At 49.6% G+C, this 18,433-nt stretch carries 16 protein-coding genes; all 16 read left to right on the plus strand.

Features of this window, described 5'->3' with window-relative positions; genetic code table 11:
- Positions 1 to 691 precede the first annotated feature (691 nt).
- The 16 genes from IDH45_RS16635 (at position 692) to IDH45_RS16710 (ending at position 18,367) form a co-directional block, all read left to right on the plus strand.
- A complete protein-coding gene (locus tag IDH45_RS16635) occupies positions 692 to 2,848 on the plus strand; it encodes a hypothetical protein (RefSeq protein ID WP_190929253.1) in 2,157 nt (718 codons plus the stop codon).
- 87 nt (positions 2,849 to 2,935) lie between these two features.
- The gene (locus IDH45_RS16640) at positions 2,936 to 3,613 is read left to right on the plus strand and encodes a hypothetical protein (protein WP_190929254.1); all 678 of its coding nucleotides are present in this window, start codon (positions 2,936 to 2,938) and stop codon (positions 3,611 to 3,613) included.
- Positions 3,614 to 3,700: 87 nt separating this feature from the next.
- The gene (locus IDH45_RS16645) at positions 3,701 to 3,973 is read left to right on the plus strand and encodes an alpha/beta-type small acid-soluble spore protein (RefSeq protein WP_190929255.1); all 273 of its coding nucleotides are present in this window, start codon (positions 3,701 to 3,703) and stop codon (positions 3,971 to 3,973) included.
- A gap of 240 nt (positions 3,974 to 4,213) precedes the next feature.
- A complete protein-coding gene (metK, locus tag IDH45_RS16650; protein WP_223836720.1) occupies positions 4,214 to 5,419 on the plus strand; it encodes a methionine adenosyltransferase in 1,206 nt (401 codons plus the stop codon).
- A gap of 386 nt (positions 5,420 to 5,805) precedes the next feature.
- Entirely contained in the window at positions 5,806 to 8,472 is a 2,667-nt protein-coding gene (locus IDH45_RS16655; protein ID WP_190929256.1) for a stalk domain-containing protein, read from the plus strand.
- 263 nt (positions 8,473 to 8,735) lie between these two features.
- Positions 8,736 to 9,917 (plus strand): sensor histidine kinase, encoded by a 1,182-nt coding sequence (locus IDH45_RS16660; protein ID WP_190929257.1) that lies wholly within the window; start codon positions 8,736 to 8,738, stop codon positions 9,915 to 9,917.
- 5 nt (positions 9,918 to 9,922) lie between these two features.
- The gene (locus tag IDH45_RS16665) at positions 9,923 to 10,636 is read left to right on the plus strand and encodes a response regulator (RefSeq protein ID WP_190929258.1); all 714 of its coding nucleotides are present in this window, start codon (positions 9,923 to 9,925) and stop codon (positions 10,634 to 10,636) included.
- A gap of 69 nt (positions 10,637 to 10,705) precedes the next feature.
- Positions 10,706 to 11,110: a glycosyltransferase family A protein gene (locus IDH45_RS16670; RefSeq protein ID WP_190929259.1), complete on the plus strand. Its 405-nt coding sequence runs from the start codon at positions 10,706 to 10,708 to the stop codon at positions 11,108 to 11,110.
- Positions 11,111 to 11,143: 33 nt separating this feature from the next.
- Positions 11,144 to 12,949: a DEAD/DEAH box helicase gene (locus IDH45_RS16675; protein WP_317891224.1), complete on the plus strand. Its 1,806-nt coding sequence runs from the start codon at positions 11,144 to 11,146 to the stop codon at positions 12,947 to 12,949.
- Positions 12,950 to 13,043: 94 nt separating this feature from the next.
- Positions 13,044 to 13,805 carry a ComF family protein gene (locus IDH45_RS16680; RefSeq protein WP_190929260.1) on the plus strand — a complete coding sequence of 254 codons (762 nt, stop codon included), beginning with the start codon at positions 13,044 to 13,046 and terminating at the stop codon, positions 13,803 to 13,805.
- A gap of 69 nt (positions 13,806 to 13,874) precedes the next feature.
- A complete protein-coding gene (locus tag IDH45_RS16685; RefSeq protein WP_190929261.1) occupies positions 13,875 to 14,291 on the plus strand; it encodes a TIGR03826 family flagellar region protein in 417 nt (138 codons plus the stop codon).
- Between the two features lie 120 nt (positions 14,292 to 14,411).
- Positions 14,412 to 14,681 carry a flagellar biosynthesis anti-sigma factor FlgM gene (flgM, locus tag IDH45_RS16690; RefSeq protein WP_190929262.1) on the plus strand — a complete coding sequence of 90 codons (270 nt, stop codon included), beginning with the start codon at positions 14,412 to 14,414 and terminating at the stop codon, positions 14,679 to 14,681.
- Positions 14,682 to 14,705: 24 nt separating this feature from the next.
- Positions 14,706 to 15,200, plus strand: a complete 495-nt coding sequence (locus tag IDH45_RS16695) for a flagellar protein FlgN (RefSeq protein ID WP_190929263.1) — start codon at positions 14,706 to 14,708, stop codon at positions 15,198 to 15,200.
- Between the two features lie 33 nt (positions 15,201 to 15,233).
- A complete protein-coding gene (gene flgK, locus IDH45_RS16700) occupies positions 15,234 to 16,820 on the plus strand; it encodes a flagellar hook-associated protein FlgK (RefSeq protein ID WP_190929264.1) in 1,587 nt (528 codons plus the stop codon).
- Between the two features lie 45 nt (positions 16,821 to 16,865).
- Positions 16,866 to 17,762 carry a flagellar hook-associated protein FlgL gene (flgL, locus tag IDH45_RS16705; protein ID WP_190929265.1) on the plus strand — a complete coding sequence of 299 codons (897 nt, stop codon included), beginning with the start codon at positions 16,866 to 16,868 and terminating at the stop codon, positions 17,760 to 17,762.
- 32 nt (positions 17,763 to 17,794) lie between these two features.
- Entirely contained in the window at positions 17,795 to 18,367 is a 573-nt protein-coding gene (locus tag IDH45_RS16710; RefSeq protein WP_317891225.1) for a DUF6470 family protein, read from the plus strand.
- Positions 18,368 to 18,433: the final 66 nt, after the last annotated feature.

The following is an 18,433-nucleotide window of genomic DNA, read 5'->3' on the forward strand; positions in this document are numbered from 1 at the left end:
AGAAAGTTGTGTCTGCTAGGGATACCCTCCCCCGCACGATTTTTTTTGTAAGGAGCAAACCTATAAGCCCGAAAGGTGAAGTGGAGAGCTTAGGGAAGGCAGTCGGAGGGGGCCATATTACCTTTGAAGTGAGGACAACAAAACCTCATGGAGGAAAGGGCGGCGAAAGCCAATACCCTACTTTGTTCATGTACGGGAGGAGGTAAGAGTCATTGAATGCCCCAAAGACTAACTACGCCAAAGTAAAAAGCTCAACAACTCCAAAACGTACTATACCTCGGCTAAGAAAGTACCGTAACGCTGAAGGAAGAAGAACATCGGAAAGCCGGATGAGGGAAAACTTCACGTACGGTTGGATGAAGGGGGAGCTGAAATTTCTTGGAAGGCTTTCGCCCTCCAAGAAATTTCAGTTCTCTACTCTATAAGGAAATTATAAGCTGAAAAATTGTGGAACATTGCTCAGGAGGCAAGTGAACATGAGTATGGAAAGATGGGCTTGGAACCTTTAATTAAATAGACGAAGTTACCCGAAGGTAGATTTGTTAAAGAAAAAATGAAATTTAGCCTTGGAGACTTTGGAAGAAAGGGAATTTACATGGAGTCTCGCTTAAAGTATTTTGAACAAATCCGAAACAAAAATAGAAATACTTCGTCTATTAATGTAAGAGAATTATTAAAAAGGAGGCTTTATATGGCACATTCAATAAGATTTAAGCGATTGGCTATGCACTCTGTACTTGCATTAACTCTAATTACTGGAGCGGCCCCTATTTATACATACGCTGAAGGTGCAATATCAGAAACACATGGTACTTTCGATATTCCTTCAATCGGATCGGTTAAGATTAATGACAGCAGCTATTTTGAGTTAACCAATGTGAGGCTAACTTCAGGTTCGGATCAAAATCTTGTTTCATTCACAGTTAAAGCGGTAAATGGTGGAGCTAGTGATATTCAGTTTATCGATTATTGGATTCGTGTACAATCATCCACGGGTGCAAAATTCACAGTAAATGTTGTGCCGCAAGATAAGGATAAAAACATCATCCCGGCAGGGGGCTCACAAGAGATTCAATTTTCCACTCAGGTGACTCCTTCTCTTAACTTATCTGATCTCACATTTACCGTTATAAAATGGGATTTTTCTGCTGCAGATTATCAAAGGACTTTAGGGACATTAACTGTTCCTAGCGATTACAGCACCGTAACCCCCGCCAATTCTAAAGCAAATATTAAAATCTCAAAGACATCTTTTCAGGCATTTGTAAAAAAAGCGACAATCAGTAGCAATGAGGAGAATTACTTACCAACATTGCTGCTAGAGTTACAAAACAAAGATACGAGAAGCCTAAAGCTTCCAGCTGTGAAGTTTATGATTCGAACGGCTGACGGATTGCTTTATCCTTTACAGGCAAATGGTGTGAATGAAAATACAACGATTGATCCACTTATGAAAAAGGAAATTGCATTAAGTGGCAAGTTGCCTAGATCTATATCTAATGATGGATGGGAATTGGTTATAACTGAACCAACTGATACAGGTAGTAATAATAGCTCAAATGTAGTCGTGGGGGAGTTTTCAATTCCGAAAGCGACTGATGAGCAATTGTCTACAGAGAAAGAACAGTCTTTTTCGAACTCTGATGGGTCCTATATTGCTAAACTTGAAGCAATTCAGAGAGTGCCGTGGGAAGACGATGATTTGGTTATAGCCTCACTGCTGCTTCAAAGTAAGGAAAATAAATCATTACCACTACCGAATCTTACAGGATATATTCAATTGGATAATTCCGTTAAGGTTGATGTAAAAGTTATTCAAACAGATAATATAATTGGATTACAGCCAAACAGCGAAGTACGTATCCAGCTACTTGGTTCAATTCCTTATACCTATGATTTCTCAACACTCTCCATTCATTTACAAGAGAAAGTTGGAGGGTCCGATAGTTCAGGCAAAACGAATGATACATTAAATGATCTTGTCCAGTTCAAATTGGATTCGAAATTAGACAGTGTTCCATTAGTCAACGCTAACGAGCACTATAAAATAGGCGGGATTGGAAGAAGCGGGGATTACACTGTACATGCATTTCATAATTTCAAAGGCAAGAGTTCAGATATAATCACTGCCCAAGTTGAGGTTGAAAATCTTGAAAAACGGGCGAATGATTTATCTAAGCTTGTCGGGCATTTTAAAGGATCGGACGGAACTGTTTATCCAGCAACACTATCTGAGATTAAAACTAAGATTGGGCCTTCTGGTAAAGCCTTATTGTTCGTCTGGGCAAGCGTAGCTAAAAATAAAGGTGAAGACGTTACTCAACTGTTACTTGGAGAAGGAATAACAGAAGGTAAATATACAAAGTTAGATGGCAAGCCTGATGCATACGTCAGTGCGGTTTCATTTTTCCTCCCCCAAGAGAAGACAAGTGTTCAAAATTCTTTAAAAGAAATCGATATTTTCCCTTACACACTAAATCTAAAACGTGTTGGTACGCCTGTTGAAGATAATTTGTTGAAATTAAAAATTGAATATGAACTGGAAAAGAATATGCAATACGAAGTCGAAACTTCAGATTATAAGCTTATTATGGAAATTGTTGATGCTGATGGTAAAGCAACAGTTGAATGGGCATTAGATATTGAGAAAACTAAAGACGGTACGATCGACCCGAAAAGTACACTACAACTAGGTTCCAACAAGATAGAGCTTATTAACAACGACAAAGAATTTATATATAAAGTGTCTTATCTGAAGAAAATGAATCTTAACATCTACCAGCAATTCCAAGGTCAGAAGAAATTAATTGCAAGCAAAGGTCTTGACTGGTTTGTCTACTCTGAATAATTCCTTGAATCCTTTCGACTTCCCCCAGTCGAAAGGATTCTTTTTTCCAACGTCGAATCTAAATAAAGTCAGGAGGCGATCAATTCAATGGTGTTGAAGAAAAAACTTCTACTAACAGGACTTATTGGAATAGGCGTGCTAACGGGAGTATACATAGGGCAAGCTGCCATTATATCGAAGGCGGATGGTGCGGTGCAGCCGGGGAGTGCGGAAGACCCGTTAGTTACGAAGAGCTACTTGGATGAACAACTTAAGAAAATAACGGGTGGCCAGTGGACGGGATCGACGGGGACGGGGAACAGCGGACAAACGGGCGGACAGCAAGGAAATACCGGCTCGACGATTTCGGAAGCACGTATTCAAGAATTGATTTTGGCGGAAATCAATAAAGTAAAGCAGGAGCTGCAAAGCGGGTCCAATTCGACCGGCGGTACGACGGTGCAGCCGCCTGCCTCGACAGGAGCCGCTCCCACCCTTGAAGTCATTAAACTAGGGGCTGGTCAAGTGCTCTATGCGGGAGCCGGGACGGAAGTGATTGTCCGTACAGGCAAAACGATTGCAGTAAGCTCCGATGACGGTATTCCCGATGTAACCTCGGGTAAGGATATACCTGCCGGAACTGCAATTGACAATAACCACCTACTCATTTTCCCTCGGGAGGGGCGCGGTATTAAGCCTGATCCTAAAAACAAGGACGAGATCTACGTCATGGTACGCGGGAGCTACATTTTGCTAAAAGAGGATGGAACGAAATCCGCTCCATAATTTTGCCCCTTTTAGCAGTAATCGATACGGGTGAACGTTTGAAGCGGGGTCATACTACAGGTATACCATTCAAGGGAGGTTTACCATATGGCCAGCAATCGTAAAATCGTACCGGAATGTCATCAAGCCATCGATCAGATGAAATACGAAATCGCCGCCGAACTGGGCTTGCCTGTCGGTCAACACGCAGCACAAATGGGGAACGTAGAATTTGCAACTGAACTGGGTACCATTTCCGCCGGTTCGATCAAGGAAGATTACTGGGGACATATAACATCCCGCGATACCGGAGCTGTCGGTGGAGCGATCACCAGACGCCTTGTCCAGCAAGCGGAACAGACCCTTTTCGGACTCCACTAACTCTCCGAGTATTGCAATATTTTTACTATATTCATTTATTGACAGAGCCGGGCAAATCCAGTAACATCAATAACTGAAGGTCTTGCGAAGCAACCTTTTCCTAGTGGAAAAGGTTCCTTTTTTGCTATAGCGGAGATGTAGGTTCGCTATTCCTGAGTTTCGTACTTAGAGTAACCAACTATGACTGATGCTACACACCTGCAGCAGTCAAGTAACCATTAGATGCAGGAGGCACACGATATGACTTTGAGGAACGGTCGGCGTTTGTTCACTTCGGAATCGGTAACGGAAGGTCATCCGGATAAAATTTGCGACCAAATTTCTGACGCAGTCTTGGATGCGTTTTTGGCCAATGACCCTAATGCGCGCGTAGCGTGCGAAGTATCGGTAGCAACAGGCTTGGTTCTCGTTATTGGCGAGATCAGCAGCTCTGCGGATTACGTGGATATTTCGGCGATTGCCCGCAATACGATTAAAGAGATCGGTTATACCCGTGCGAAGTACGGTTTTGACGCTACTACTTGCGCTGTATTGACTTCGCTTAACGAACAATCCGCCGACATTGCCATGGGCGTTGACAAAGCGCTCGAGGCCAAAGAAGGCACGATGACGGACGAGCAGATCGAAGCTCTTGGCGCCGGCGACCAAGGATTGATGTTTGGTTTTGCGGTTAACGAAACGCCCGAGCTGATGCCGCTGCCGATCGCTTTGGCTCACCGCCTGTCGCGCCGCCTGTCTGAAGTTCGTAAGAACGGCACGCTTCCTTATCTGCGTCCGGACGGCAAAACCCAAGTTACGGTTGAATACGAAGGCGATAAGCCGGTTCGGGTTGACGCAATTGTCGTATCGACTCAGCACGCAGAAGAAATAACGCTTGAGCAAATTCAAAGCGATATTAAAGAGCATGTAATCAAACCGGTCGTTCCTGCAGAGTGGCTGGATGAGCATACGAACTACTTCATCAATCCGACAGGCCGTTTCGTTATCGGCGGTCCTCAAGGCGATGCAGGTTTGACAGGCCGTAAAATTATTGTGGATACGTACGGCGGATATGCCCGTCATGGCGGCGGCGCTTTCTCCGGTAAGGATCCGACGAAGGTTGACCGTTCCGCAGCTTATGCCGCTCGTTACGTTGCCAAAAACATCGTAGCAGCAGGCTTGGCGGATAAAGTCGAAATTCAACTCGCTTATGCCATCGGCGTAGCCCGCCCGGTATCCATTGCTGTGGATACGTTCGGAACAGGCAAAGTCAGCGAAGAGAAGTTGGTTGAAGTGATCCGTAATAACTTCGACCTTCGCCCGGCCGGCATCATCAAAGAACTTGATCTTCGTCGCCCGATTTACCGCCAGACAGCCGCTTATGGACATTTTGGCCGTATGGATCTGGATGTACCTTGGGAGCGCACAGACAAGGCGGACAAGCTGAAACAAGACGCTTACGCGTAAGGATTAGCATACGCGATACGAATAGTCACAAAAACCACCCCGCAACGGGTGGTTTTTTGGTATGGAAGCGTAAACCTAATTCGATCGTCCGCTCCCTCCAAATCTCCATCTCAACAACTTCTGTCGCCTTTGTAGGCATATCTCCCAAATCCATTAGAACCCCTTCCAAAAAAATCATAGAGTTGCTCGGAAAATACCCCATAAATCGTTCTATAGGCCCGAATGGTATAGGAGATTCGGGTAGGTTCGACAGTCTCTCTAGTTCAATCTCTCTAAAAACATCGTGATCCGTCCGGTCCTACGTAACTTTTTGGGGAAAAACGGAGTCTATATTGTTATGCAACAATTATGGAGAGAGATAGAGAGATTCGGAGAGGAGATTCAAATTGCTAGAGCTCAAAGACAACAGGCAGAAGAAAAGCAAGAGATTCAAAGGTTGGACGGCACTTGTGCTGGCCGCTACGATTGCGGTGCACCCGTTGTTTACCCCTCCTACCCTACAGGCCGCATCGGCCGCTGATTCCCAAGTCACGATGGTAACGCAGGACCCGCTTACGTATGGCGCTATTTTGCGAAAATATGTCTGGAGTTTTGATAGAGCCAAAAAGCCGGTAACGGTGAAAGCGAATGTCGTAGAAGTAGACTTGCAAAATCCGTACGTCAAGCTCGACACGATCGTCGGTACGGGAGGGAAATATACCAAAAAACAAAGTGTACGGAAAATGGCCAACGAAACGGAAGCTACGGCGGCGGTGAATGGCGATTTCTTCAATATGCAGGCGGACGGGGTTCCGATGGGGCCGCAGATCACGGATGGCAAGCTGCAGTCGACGACCATTGACATGCCGGGCTGGTACTCGTTTGCGCTCACGAAAGAAAACAAACCGGTTATCGATCTTTTTGCTTTCCAAGGAAAAATGATAGCGAGAGACGGCGCCTCCTATCCGCTTGGCGGAATAAACAAAACCTATTACTGGTATGAAGATGACGGCATTCATCAGGAGGGCGTACACAGCCTGATCGATGGACTGTATATGTATACGAGCGCCTGGGGAGACGTCAACCGCTCTAACGACGGGACGACGGTACCGACCGAAGTGCTGGTGCGCAACAATAGAGTTGTAGAGATTAAGCCAACCGGTATTTTGGACATGATGCCTCCCGAGGACGGATATATTCTCCGAGCATCAGGCAAAGCCGACGAATTCGTCCGTCAGCATTTGAAGGTCGGGGACCCCATCGTGGCCGATTACAAGATGTTCGCACAGGACCCGGGCAAATCGTATGATGTCGGCGGGTTTAAAACGATGATCGGCGGACATACCATACTGGTGGATCAGGGACAGCCGACCGCTTTTTCCCGGGGCGGGGTGGATGAAAAGTACAACCGAGCGCGGACAGCGATCGGTTACTCCAAGGACGAGCGTTACGTGTATCTGATCACTTTGGATGAGGGCGGTTCAAGCGCAGGAGCGACACTGGCCGAATTGCAGCAGCTGATGATCAAAATTGGCGTGTGGAAAGGAATGAACCTGGACGGTGGCGGTTCGACCCAGATGGTGACACGGAAGCTCGGCGATTTCCATACGACGCTGCTAACCGATGTCGGATACGAGCGGCCTGTAGTCAACGGAATCGGTGTTTATTCGTTGTCACCTGAAGGGGAAGCTAAAGGCATGAGCCTTCAAGGCCCGACAGCTTTGTTTATCGGGCAAAAAGCAACGTACGGCATTGAGAAAGCGTACGATGTGTTTTACAACCCGCTGGACCCCGAGCGGTTATCGCCGATATGGACGGCGTCGCAGCCGATCGGGACGTTTGAGGGAAGCACATTTACAGCCAAGGCAACCGGCAAAGCTACGCTGACCGCCAAAGTGGGACAAGCCGCGGAGAGTCTGGATATCGAGGTAATTGGCGGCGAAGATATTGCCAGCTTGAAAATCGACGCCTCTTCCACGGCGCTGCTGCGGAACTCGATCTATAAAATGACGGTGAAAGCGACCTCCAAATCCGGCAAAACCGGCAGTGTTCCGGCCGACGCGCTCCAATGGGAGTTTATCGGGTTCAAAGGACGGATGGAAGGGGACCGGCTGACTGTAGACAGTATCGATCCTAACGTGAAGGAAGGCCGGATGATTGCCCGGTATGACGGATTTTCCGCCATGCTGACCCTTCCGATCGCGGACCAGCGGATCGTGGAATCGTTTGAAGGTGCTACGCCGATTTCCTTTTCGTCGACGGAAGGCGTAACCGGTACCGTATACAAGGTGACCGAAGGTGCAGGAGCGTCTGCCAACAAGGCGCTCGCCCTCCAATACGATTTTACCCAAGGAACGAAAACGACAGTCGCTTACGCTACCTTCATGGGCGGTCTGAGGATTGAAGGAAGTCCGGAGTCGCTCAGCCTGAAAGTAAAGGGTGACAACAGCCGCAACTGGATTCGTGCGGAAATTCAGGATAGCTCCGGCGGCCTGCCCAAGCTGATCAGCTTGACGGAGAATACCGACTTCACGGACTGGAAAGTCGTTAGCGCGGATCTGAAAAAACACAACCTGACGTATCCGATCACCGTGAACAGGATCTATGTGGCCAATCCGGAAAACGGGCATAGCGGGCGCGGGATGAAAGGGCAAATCTTGTTCGACGACTTCACGTTCCATTATGCCAACCAGACCGAGCCATCGAAAAACACGGTGAAGCTGACGATCGACCAGAAGTCGTTGACGGTGAACGGAGCCGAGCTTCAATTGGATCAAGCGCCTGTCATTGTCGAAGGAAATACGCTCGTACCGGTCCGCTTTGTAGTGGAAGCGATGGGAGGAAAATTGACCTGGGTCGACGAGGAGCGTAAAGTAGTGATTATGAAAGACAACCATCTCATCGAGTTGTGGCTGGATAAGAAAGACCTCATTGCCGATGGAGAACGGATTACGGCGGAAGTGCCGCCGGTCTTGATGACGGAGCGGACGATGGTGCCGCTGCGGATTATCGCCGAGAATATGGGCTGGAAAGTGACATGGGACGAGATGACTCGTTCGGTTACGCTGCAATAAAAGGCTTTTGTTAGGAAATGATCTGATGGATTCATTCGTACTTGAGCGGTAGCCTGGAAGCCGCCTTCGCTTTAACTGATTAGCGGAGGCGGGCTTTCCAAAGCATGATAATCATCTTGCGCAGCCTGCCCACAGGGAGGGAAAAAAGCCCGATTTCGCTATGGCTCGCAAGGGCAAGGTAAACCTCCTGTACCGTTAAATTAGGGCCAATTATCCACTCCAAACCGGTCGAAATATGGTAGTATAGGATTCAGGGTCAAAAAATGGGTAAAGGGGCACGGGTTAGCTTGCAATTCGACGCGATCGACAAAGTCATTAAAAATGCGATTGGTGTCATGGAATCAAGCAAATATCAAATGTTTGAGATTTGCGAAAGCGCCCGTAACGAGTGGGAGGCGCTAAACAAGGAACTTCACCAGGTGATGGAAGAAGTCTCTCACACCATTGACCAAGTAGACAAGCTCGAAGTGGAATATAAACGTTCCCGCATCCGTCTTACGGAAGTGAGCCGGGACTTCCACCGTTTCAAGGAGGAAGACATTCGGGTTGCTTATGAGGCAGCCACGCAGATGCAGCTCCAGCTTATTATGGCCCGGGAAAAAGAGCATCACTTGAGAGCGAGAAGAGATGAGCTGCAAAAACGGATCCGAAATTCCGATAAAACGATAGAACGCGCCGAAGCGCTTGTCAGTCAAATGAACGTTGTGCTCCAGTATTTGTCAGGTGATTTGAATCAGGTGACCCGTATCCTCGAATCAGCCAAAAACCGGCAGCTGCTTGGCCTGAAAATTATCCTCGCCCAGGAGGAGGAGCGCAAGCGGATCGCCCGGGAAATTCATGACGGACCTGCGCAAGCGATGGCCCATATGGTACTTCGTTCCGAAATTGCAGAACGTATGATCGACCGCGAGGAATATGGCTCGGTGAAGGATGAGCTTAAGGATCTGAAGGGAGCCGTACGGCTCGGCCTGGAGGAAGTGCGCAAAATCATTTTTAACCTGCGGCCTATGGCGCTTGACGATTTGGGGCTCATTCCAACGCTTCGCAAATATATTCAGGACTTCGAGGATCGCACCTATATTCATGTCCGCTTCGATGTGGCCGGGGTGGAGACGAGACTTCCCTCCGCAATGGAAGTGGCTGTATTCCGATTAATTCAGGAAGCATTAGCTAACGTGTGGAAGCACTCCAAGGCTACCCGGGTGAATGTGGAAATTACATATCAGAGGCAAATGGTGAAAGTAGTCGTAAAAGATAACGGAGTCGGGTTTGCGCTCGATAAGCTGGAAGTAAAGATCGTAAAAGGAAGCTCGCATTTCGGCATTATGGGGATGCGGGAGCGTGTCGAGCTTCTGGAAGGACGGATGGATATCGAATCCGAGCCGGGTGCCGGCGCGAAGCTCACGATGATCATTCCGATCGGTTTAGAGCAAAGAGAGGAGTAAGCGGTATGGAATTGAAACGTAACGTACAGATCGTCATCGCCGACGATCATCAACTGCTGCGGGAAGGCGTCAAACGCATCTTAAATATGGAGAAAGATTTCGAAGTAGTCGGTGAATGCGGCGACGGGATTCAAGTTGTAGAGCTGTGCAATTCGCTGCGTCCCGATGTGGTCTTGATGGACATCAATATGCCGATTGAGAACGGTGTTGTCGCGACGGAGAGGCTGAAAGAGTTTTTCCCGGAAATCAAGGTCGTTATCTTGTCGATCCATGACGATGAAAGCTACGTGTTTGAGACGCTTCGCAAAGGGGCGTCCGGTTATCTGCTTAAAGACATGGAGGCCGAATCGCTGATCAATGCGATCCGGTCGGTTGTAGCAGGCCATGCGTACATACATCCGAAGGTAACGGGCAAGCTGATCAACCAGCTCCGGAGAATGACTTATCTCGATCCGGCCGGCATAGGCGGCGGAGACCAGAGTCCGAAGGAAGCCGGAGTCAAATATATTCATCAGCCGAACAGCCCGCTTACGCGGCGCGAAGCTGAAGTGCTGCGTTTGCTGGCGGAAGGCAAAAGCAACAAATCGATCGGCGAAATGTTGTTCATTAGCGAAAAGACGGTTAAAAATCACGTGAGCAGCATTCTGCAAAAAATGGAAGTGGAAGACCGGACCCAAGCGGTTATTATCGCAATCAAAAACGGGTGGGTTACCCTTTAAAACGAATCAGGCGCGGAGGAACCATGGACATCATAGTGGCATATAATGGCTGTAAGGGAGGGAGCCGCTATGATTGTCGGGTTGCTGTCGATTTTCGGGGCGTACGGTTTGGCAATCGCCATGGTTCATCTGAGTCGTGCCTGGTTTCGATCGGAACATCGGAGACCGATTCATTACGTACTTCTTACCAGAAACAATGCGATGCATATCGAATGGTATCTACGGACGCTGTTGTTCGTATCCAAAATGAAAGCCAGGGACATTCATGTCGTGGTGATGGATGAACGATCCGAAGACGACACCTTGGCCATAGCGGAACGGCTCGCTGAATCCCGGCCGAATCAGTTGGAGATTATGGAATGGGGCGGCGACGCTCAGCTCGACGAATGGATCGCCCGTTATGAGAGCGAAGAAGTGGTGCTCGTGCGGCTTAGCAATACGAAGGAGCTTCAACATATTCCGTTATATCAATAGTTAACCGCTTACAGGCGGTATGGAGGGGCATGGGTGAAGGTTCGATTGTATGGGGCCTCCGTCGGTCCGGGGCTGGAATGGCGAATATCGCTTGAATGGAATACGGATTGTACCTACTGGTTCGAACAGTATGGCGGGAAAGTATCCCTCCACCTGTTGGAACCAGTTTTGTCTTTAGGGGAGGCGTGGGCGCTGCTGAGAGAGTTGGACGGCACGAACAGTCTGCAAAGCTCGATGCAGCGAATAGCCGCAACGTGCAGAGCGTATGGGTTTCAGGCTGGTGAGCTTCGACTTCGTACGATTTCGTTTGAAGCGTACCGGGCAAACCGTGTGGAGTGTCCTGTACTGGGCCTGGAGGAGTTAGTAAGGATGGAGAGGTTATTGGCGGGGCGTTGTTTCTCCAAAGAGGAGCTTCTCCGTTTTCTGGACCATCACGGGCTTCAAAAGGCTTTATCGCAGTGGACGAGCTATGTGCAGGCCGCATACTTGAGAGGACGGCTGAAACTGACCGGGGGCGTAGAGCGGGAGAGACGGCGGCAGTTTCCCTGGTCCAGGCCGGAGCTGCATTACCGCTGCTGCCGATGCGGGACAGGTAATGAGAAGATGTATCCGGCGGACTGTATCCATTGCAGCGGTCCGTGCGTGTACTGCGAGGAATGCCTGACGATGGGACGGATGCAGACATGCTCGTTGCTGTTGTATGGCTTGTCTGTTGATAGAGAGGATACAAGGGGCTCCTTGGAGGGACAGGCAGATCGGGACAGTACGATCGCAAAATGGGGACTCAGTCCGGCACAGACTGAAGCGGCGCGGCAGGGTCTGGCGTTTCTGGCTGGGGGCAACAGGAGGGAGCCCGGCCGTTTCCTGATCTGGGCGGTGACCGGAGCGGGGAAGACCGAGATGATCTTCCCGTTTATCGACTACGAGCTGCACAGGGGGAGGAAGGTGCTGATCGCCACACCCCGGCGCGACGTCGTGCTGGAGCTCCAGCCAAGGCTGAAGCGGGCGTTTCCGGACCGGTCTGTCGTGACGTTATATGGGGGGAGTGAGGAGCGCTGGGATCAGGGGGAGATTACGCTGTCCACTACGCACCAGCTGCTGCGATTTTATCGAAGCTTCGATCTGGTTATTATCGATGAAATAGACGCCTTTCCTTACCACAATAATCCCATGCTTCAGGCAGCCGCGCAACGGGTGTGTACGTCTGACGGAGCTTACGTGCTGCTGTCGGCGACACCGCCGGCGGGTTTTATTCGCGACGCCGAACAGGGCCGGCTGGAACATGTGAAAGTACCGGTCCGTTTTCACCGGCATCCTCTTCCTGTCCCCCGCATATTGATGATCAAGGTGATGTCAGGCTGGAAGGGACGCTTGCCTTCGAATCTAAAAACGGCATTGCAGCGATCGATCGACAGGGGGGCGCAATTGTTCGTTTTCGTGCCGAAAATTCGTGAGGTGGAACCGACGGTGGAGGTGCTCCGCAGACAGTTTCCCGGCTGCAGCGTCGAAGGAACGTCCTCTCAAGATCCGCACAGGGCGGACAAGGTTACGAATTTTCGCCAAGGGAACATTCGCCTGCTGGTGACGACCACGATTCTGGAGCGGGGCGTGACGGTTCCGCGAACCGATGTTTTCATTCTGGAAGCCGACTCCGGAACCTTCGATTCTGCGGCACTCGTACAGATGGCTGGAAGAGCCGGCCGGTCGAAGGACGATCCGAACGGAAGGGTGTTTTTCGCTGCTGCGGCACATACCCAATCGCAAGCGCGTGCGATCCGGCAAATCCGGCAGATGAATCGGCTGGCGAAGCGGAAGGGGTACTTGTTGGAGCATCCCTAATATGCAGTTGAAGCTGTGAGGAAGCACCTCTCGCCGATGGAGGTGTTTCTTGTTTTTTTCGAACGATTAAATTTTTTAATGGGAGTGTTCGACTATGGTTCATTGGAAACAGCTTATGTCCCGGTTGATCCGCTCAGGGGAAGCTTGGCTGGGAACACCCACTCGTCCTTGCGCTTATTGCAATTGTCCTGTGAAGTCGTATGCGGTACCGTCCTTGAACGTATGCAACAGGTGCTACAGCCGCATACCGTGGATTGAAACGATTCGATGTGTAAAATGCGGGCGGGCGGAGCGTTGCCCCGACTGTGTGCGATGGGGAGCGGCGTCGCTGCAGCTGAGCAGGAGCGCGGTCCGATACGACGCCGAGATGAAAGAATGGCTCGCCGCCTACAAATACCGCAAAAATGAACGGTTAAGCGATCTGTTCGCCACGATGCTATACGCGACTTATAAGCGGCATGAGTGGGACTTTACCCGTTCAGGCGCTCCACATGCCGTCACCTACGTTCCGGTGAGCGAGGCGAGACTGTACGACCGCGGGTTTAACCAGGCGGCCCAGCTTGCCGCCAGACTCGGCGAACGGCTGAGCGTTCCGGTCGTACCGCTTCTAAGACGCAACCGGGACACGGTCAAGCAAAGCGGCAAGTCGCGCTCGGAGCGGCTGACCGATTTGAAGGACGTCTTTTCGCCCGAAATCTCCTCGATAAATCTGTTATTAAAAAAACCGCTCGATTCGCCGATAAACATAGTAATCGTAGACGATGTGTACACGACAGGAAGCACGCTGCATTATTGCGCCGACACCATTTGCAGCCGGCTGGAAGCGAACGTGTACGGTTTGACTTGGGCCAGATGACCGGAGCATAGATAGAAGGATCAGGAGAGCGGAGCCGATTTTTGACTATAGAGAAAGAGGGGCTGCGTTGTGAATTTATCCAATTGTCCGCAGTGCGGGAAAGTATTTGTTAATAACAGCTATAATATTTGTCCGGCTTGTATAAGAGAAATTGAAGACCATTACCGGAAATGCGTGGAGTTTCTGCGCAAAAACCGCGATAGCACGTTATATGAGTTAAGCGAGGGAACGGGCGTATCGGTACGCCTGATCACCCGATTTATCCGCGAAGGACGGATCGGAGCGAAGGATGCCCCGAATTTGATGCTGCCTTGCGAATCCTGTGGGGAGCTGATTAAAGACGGCTCGATATGCGACAATTGCCGAAGCAAGCTGTCTAAGGATGTAAGGCACCTTCATGAGGATGAGCGGCGGAGAACGGACAGGAACAACCATTTCGGCTTCGGCAGCACTTATATGAAAGACCGGGACAAATTCGGAAAATGATGCTGCTTGCGGATGCCCAGAAAACATTTGCACAGCTATAAACAATCAAACCCAGTAATCCGATATACTCGATATTAGCATCGTCGGAGTTGAATGGAACGAAGAGAGCAGGTGATCCCAATGAAAATTAACGGTATCCAGCGGGTCGGCGCGGCCAATCCGTACGCGAAGCACGAAGCGAGACCGGCAGATATAAAGGGCAAGCGGGAGATGCAGAAGGATGCGGTTCAGATCTCTCCGGAAGCGCAGGAGCTGCTGGACGCTAAAGGGACGGCTGAAGCCGCGCTGCGCAGCCAAAAGCTTGATCATTTGAAACAGTCGGTTTCGACCGGCACTTATTATGTGGAAGCAGGCCATATTGCAGAGAAGCTGTTTCCCTTTATCAAGTAGCAGGAGAGCGGGTGAGCGATAGACATGGAAGCGATCCTTCAAAGCTTGGATCAACTGATAGAAGTACATCGGCTCTTGCTCGAGCTCAGCCGGCACAAGCGGGAAGCGATCGTGCATAACGATGTGGAACGTCTGATGCAGATGACCCAGAAAGAAAACAAGTGGACGAAACGTGTGGAGCAACTGGATGCGGAACGAACGGAAGCGGTGCTTGCTTACATGCGCTCAAGAAAGATGTACGTCACGGGTGCGATTACCGTCAGCACGCTCAGCAAGATCGTAACCAGGCTGGAAGAGAAGGAAGCGCTTGTTGCACGGCAGCAGGAGCTGGTCCGGCTCATTGGCGAGATTAAGCAGGAGAACGAGCTGAACATGCAACTGGTCGAACAGTCGCTCGCTTATATTAACTATTCGATCGACGTGTTCGTAGGCTCGGATAACCAGGACGTCGTCTACCAGCATCCACAGCAGGAGCAGCACACTTACCAGGCAAGACCGATGTTCGATCAGAAAGCATAAACGTCATACCACCGACGAAAAGAGGAAACGGCAATGAGATCTACATTCGGCGGAATAGAAATATCCAAACGCAGCCTATTCTCCCACCAAGCGGCTCTGACGACGACGGGGCATAATGTGGCGAACGCGAATACGAGAGGGTACTCGAGACAAGTAGTGAACCTCGTGGCAGCTAAGCCGATGGAAGCGATCGGAATGATGAGAACAACTATTCCTGGCCAAAGCGGTCAAGGTGTAGAGTTCACTTCGATTACCCGGATTCGTGAACGGTTCTTGGACGGGCAGTACTACAACGAGAACAAATCCCTCGGAGAGTGGACCGTTCGCAATGATACACTTGAGAAAATTGAAGCGATTATTAATGAACCCACAGATACGGGAATTCGGCAAGTCATCGAGAATTTCTGGAATTCGTGGCAAGAGCTTAGCAAAAATCCGGAGAATTTAACGGCACGGTCGGTTGTTAAGGAAAGCGCGATCGCTCTAGGCGATGCTTTTAACCATACATCCAAACAGCTATCCGATTTATCTTCCGATTTAACGGACAATATCAATGTAAAAGTTACTCAGACGAATACGATGGTGCAGCAAATTGCACAGTTAAACGAGGAGATATATCGTGTCGAGGGACTGGGGAATGACGCCAACGATCTAAGAGACCAGCGGGATGTGCTGCTCGACGACTTGTCCAAGATCATCAACGTGAATGTTACGGAGACTGACAGCGGGTACAACGTTCGGATGGGAAATATCGAGCTGGTTAATGGTCGGGAAGCGGTGACTCAGTTTACAGCTGAGACTATGGAACAAGCCTACACGAGCCGGGATTTGGCGAGCGGAGAAGTGTACGGGATGATTTTGTCGCGGGACGGGTATGTCGCCAGCTACAGTAATGAATTGAACGCAATGATCAAGACTCTCGTTGAAGGAGAGACGGAGGTTACTCTTCCGGCGGGAGCTGTTATTCCCGCAGGTACCGTCCTTAATGGCACCACCTACACAGGAAGCATAGCCAACCGTACATTAGCCGAGCCGACCAAAGTCACGGTTAGAGGTTTTAACGGGCTCCACAGCTTAGGCTATGCTTTATCCAATGGAGAGGCTAAGCAGGGGGGCGTCTTCTTTCAAACAAACGACGGCAGCAACAATATCACGGCCGGTAATATTAGCGTAAATCCAGACATTGTTAATAACGTAGAGAATATTTCTTCTTCTATGAGAACGTATCTAGACCCTGCCGATAATAAGGTGAAAGTGGTCAAAGGGAATAATGATCTGGCCTTGTTGGCTGCAGGGTTGCGTTCCAATCGGTTCGACTTTATGGCAAATTCCACGGAGACCGTTGCACTTAACGGGGGTACTCTGGATGAGTTTTTCCGCGCCGTTGTCGGCCAGTTAGGGGTTCAGACACAGGAAGCGCATCGTCAAGCGACGAACCAGAAAATATTAGTCGAGCAAGTGGAATCCCGTCGTCAGTCCGTCAGCGGCGTTTCAATGGATGAAGAAATGACCAATATGATCAAATTCCAGCATGCTTATAATGCGGCTGCACGAGCACTAACCGTACAGGATGAAATATTGGATAAAGTGATCAACGGCATGGGAGTCGTCGGTCGATAAGATTGACCTACCCGGTTTTCATTACGTTTGAGAAGGAGGGCCCTGATGAGTTTTCGAGTAACCCAGAACATGATGAACTCTCAATTGCTGCGTAATTTAAACAATAATCTGCTGCGTTCCGAAGTTTATCAGAATCAATTGTCCACAGGGCGACAAATCAATAAACCGTCGGACGATCCGGTAGGAATCAGCTTTGCTATGAGATATCGGAGCGAGCTGTCTGCCAACGACCAATATCAGTCCAACGTGGATGCGGCGCTTTCCTGGATTACGTTTACCGATACGCTGATGGATCAGGCGGGCAGTGTGGTTCATAAGCTGCGTGAGATGGCAGTTAGCGCAGCGAACGGAACAAATCCGCAGCAAGCTCTCGATATCATGAATCAGGAAGTCAAGCAGCTGTACGAGCAGATGGTGGATGTCTCCAACAGTGAGTTTAATGGCAAACGCGTGTTTAACGGACAAAAGACGGATCTGCAGCCGTATACGCTGGAGGACGCCAAGAACCAGGTTACAGATGATGGAGCGATCCAGTTCGAGATCGGAGTAGGCGTCAAGCTGCCGATTAATGTAACAGGCAATCAAGTGTTCGGACTGCCTACGGATGAAGACAATATGTTTGCGATCTTCGGAGAAATATCGGAGGCGCTTACGAACGGGGATCATAAAGAAGTTAGCGCACTTATCGGCAAGATCGATTCCCGCATGACCAAAATGCTGGACATCCGTGCGGATATCGGAGCCAAAACAAACCGGATTCAGCTTGCAGAGAACCGGTTAAAGGATATCGGTCTTAACGTGCAGGAGCTGCAGTCCAAGACCGAAGATGCCGACATGGCCATCGTCATTACGAATCTCAAAATGAACGAGAATGTATACCAAGCTTCCCTATCTGCCGGATCCAAGCTGATTCAGCCGAGCCTGGTCGACTTTCTGAGGTAATAACAGCATCCTGATAAAGGAGTGAAGCATCGGTGCCCTCGATTCCCCAAATCCAAATATCGCAGCAGTATGCCAAGCTTGGCATCGATGCGGATCTTGGCCGTTATGAAATGAAGCAGCCCAGGCCCACACTCGAGCTCGAACAGCCGCAGGCTAAAGTAGAGATGAGACAGCCTCAAGGCGAGCTGAAGATCGACCAGAGCCGGGCGTGGGATGCTTTGTCCCGAACTAACATTTTGGAGGTTATGCATCGGATTTACGGGCAAGCCCGCGAACTCGCGATGAAGGGAACCGCCAGAATTGTTGAAGATGGGAACCGTATGGCGGCGATCCATAAATCGAAAGCCGATGCTATACCGGAACTCGCCATGGACGTAAGAGTAAGCTTCCCCGAGATGGTGTATGCCGGCGAGGCCTCCTTCGACAACGTGGACATCTCTTATACGGCCCGCAGGCCAGAAATTAACATTACGCCAAGTCCCGTCCATTCACGAGCGCAACTGAATCCTCCGCAGGTCGACTACTACAGAGGAAAGCTGGATATTTACATGCTGCAGTACAACAAGGTGGAAATAACTCCTCCTGCGTTTGATACAAGAGTATAGGAACGTATAAACTATAGGGTAACGACTATAGTTTTTTTGTAGTTTCCGAACCTGTAGGAGTGTGAG

The sequence above is a fragment of the Paenibacillus oceani genome (genome assembly GCF_014705615.1).
GTDB lineage: Bacteria > Bacillota > Bacilli > Paenibacillales > NBRC-103111 > Paenibacillus_AB > Paenibacillus_AB oceani.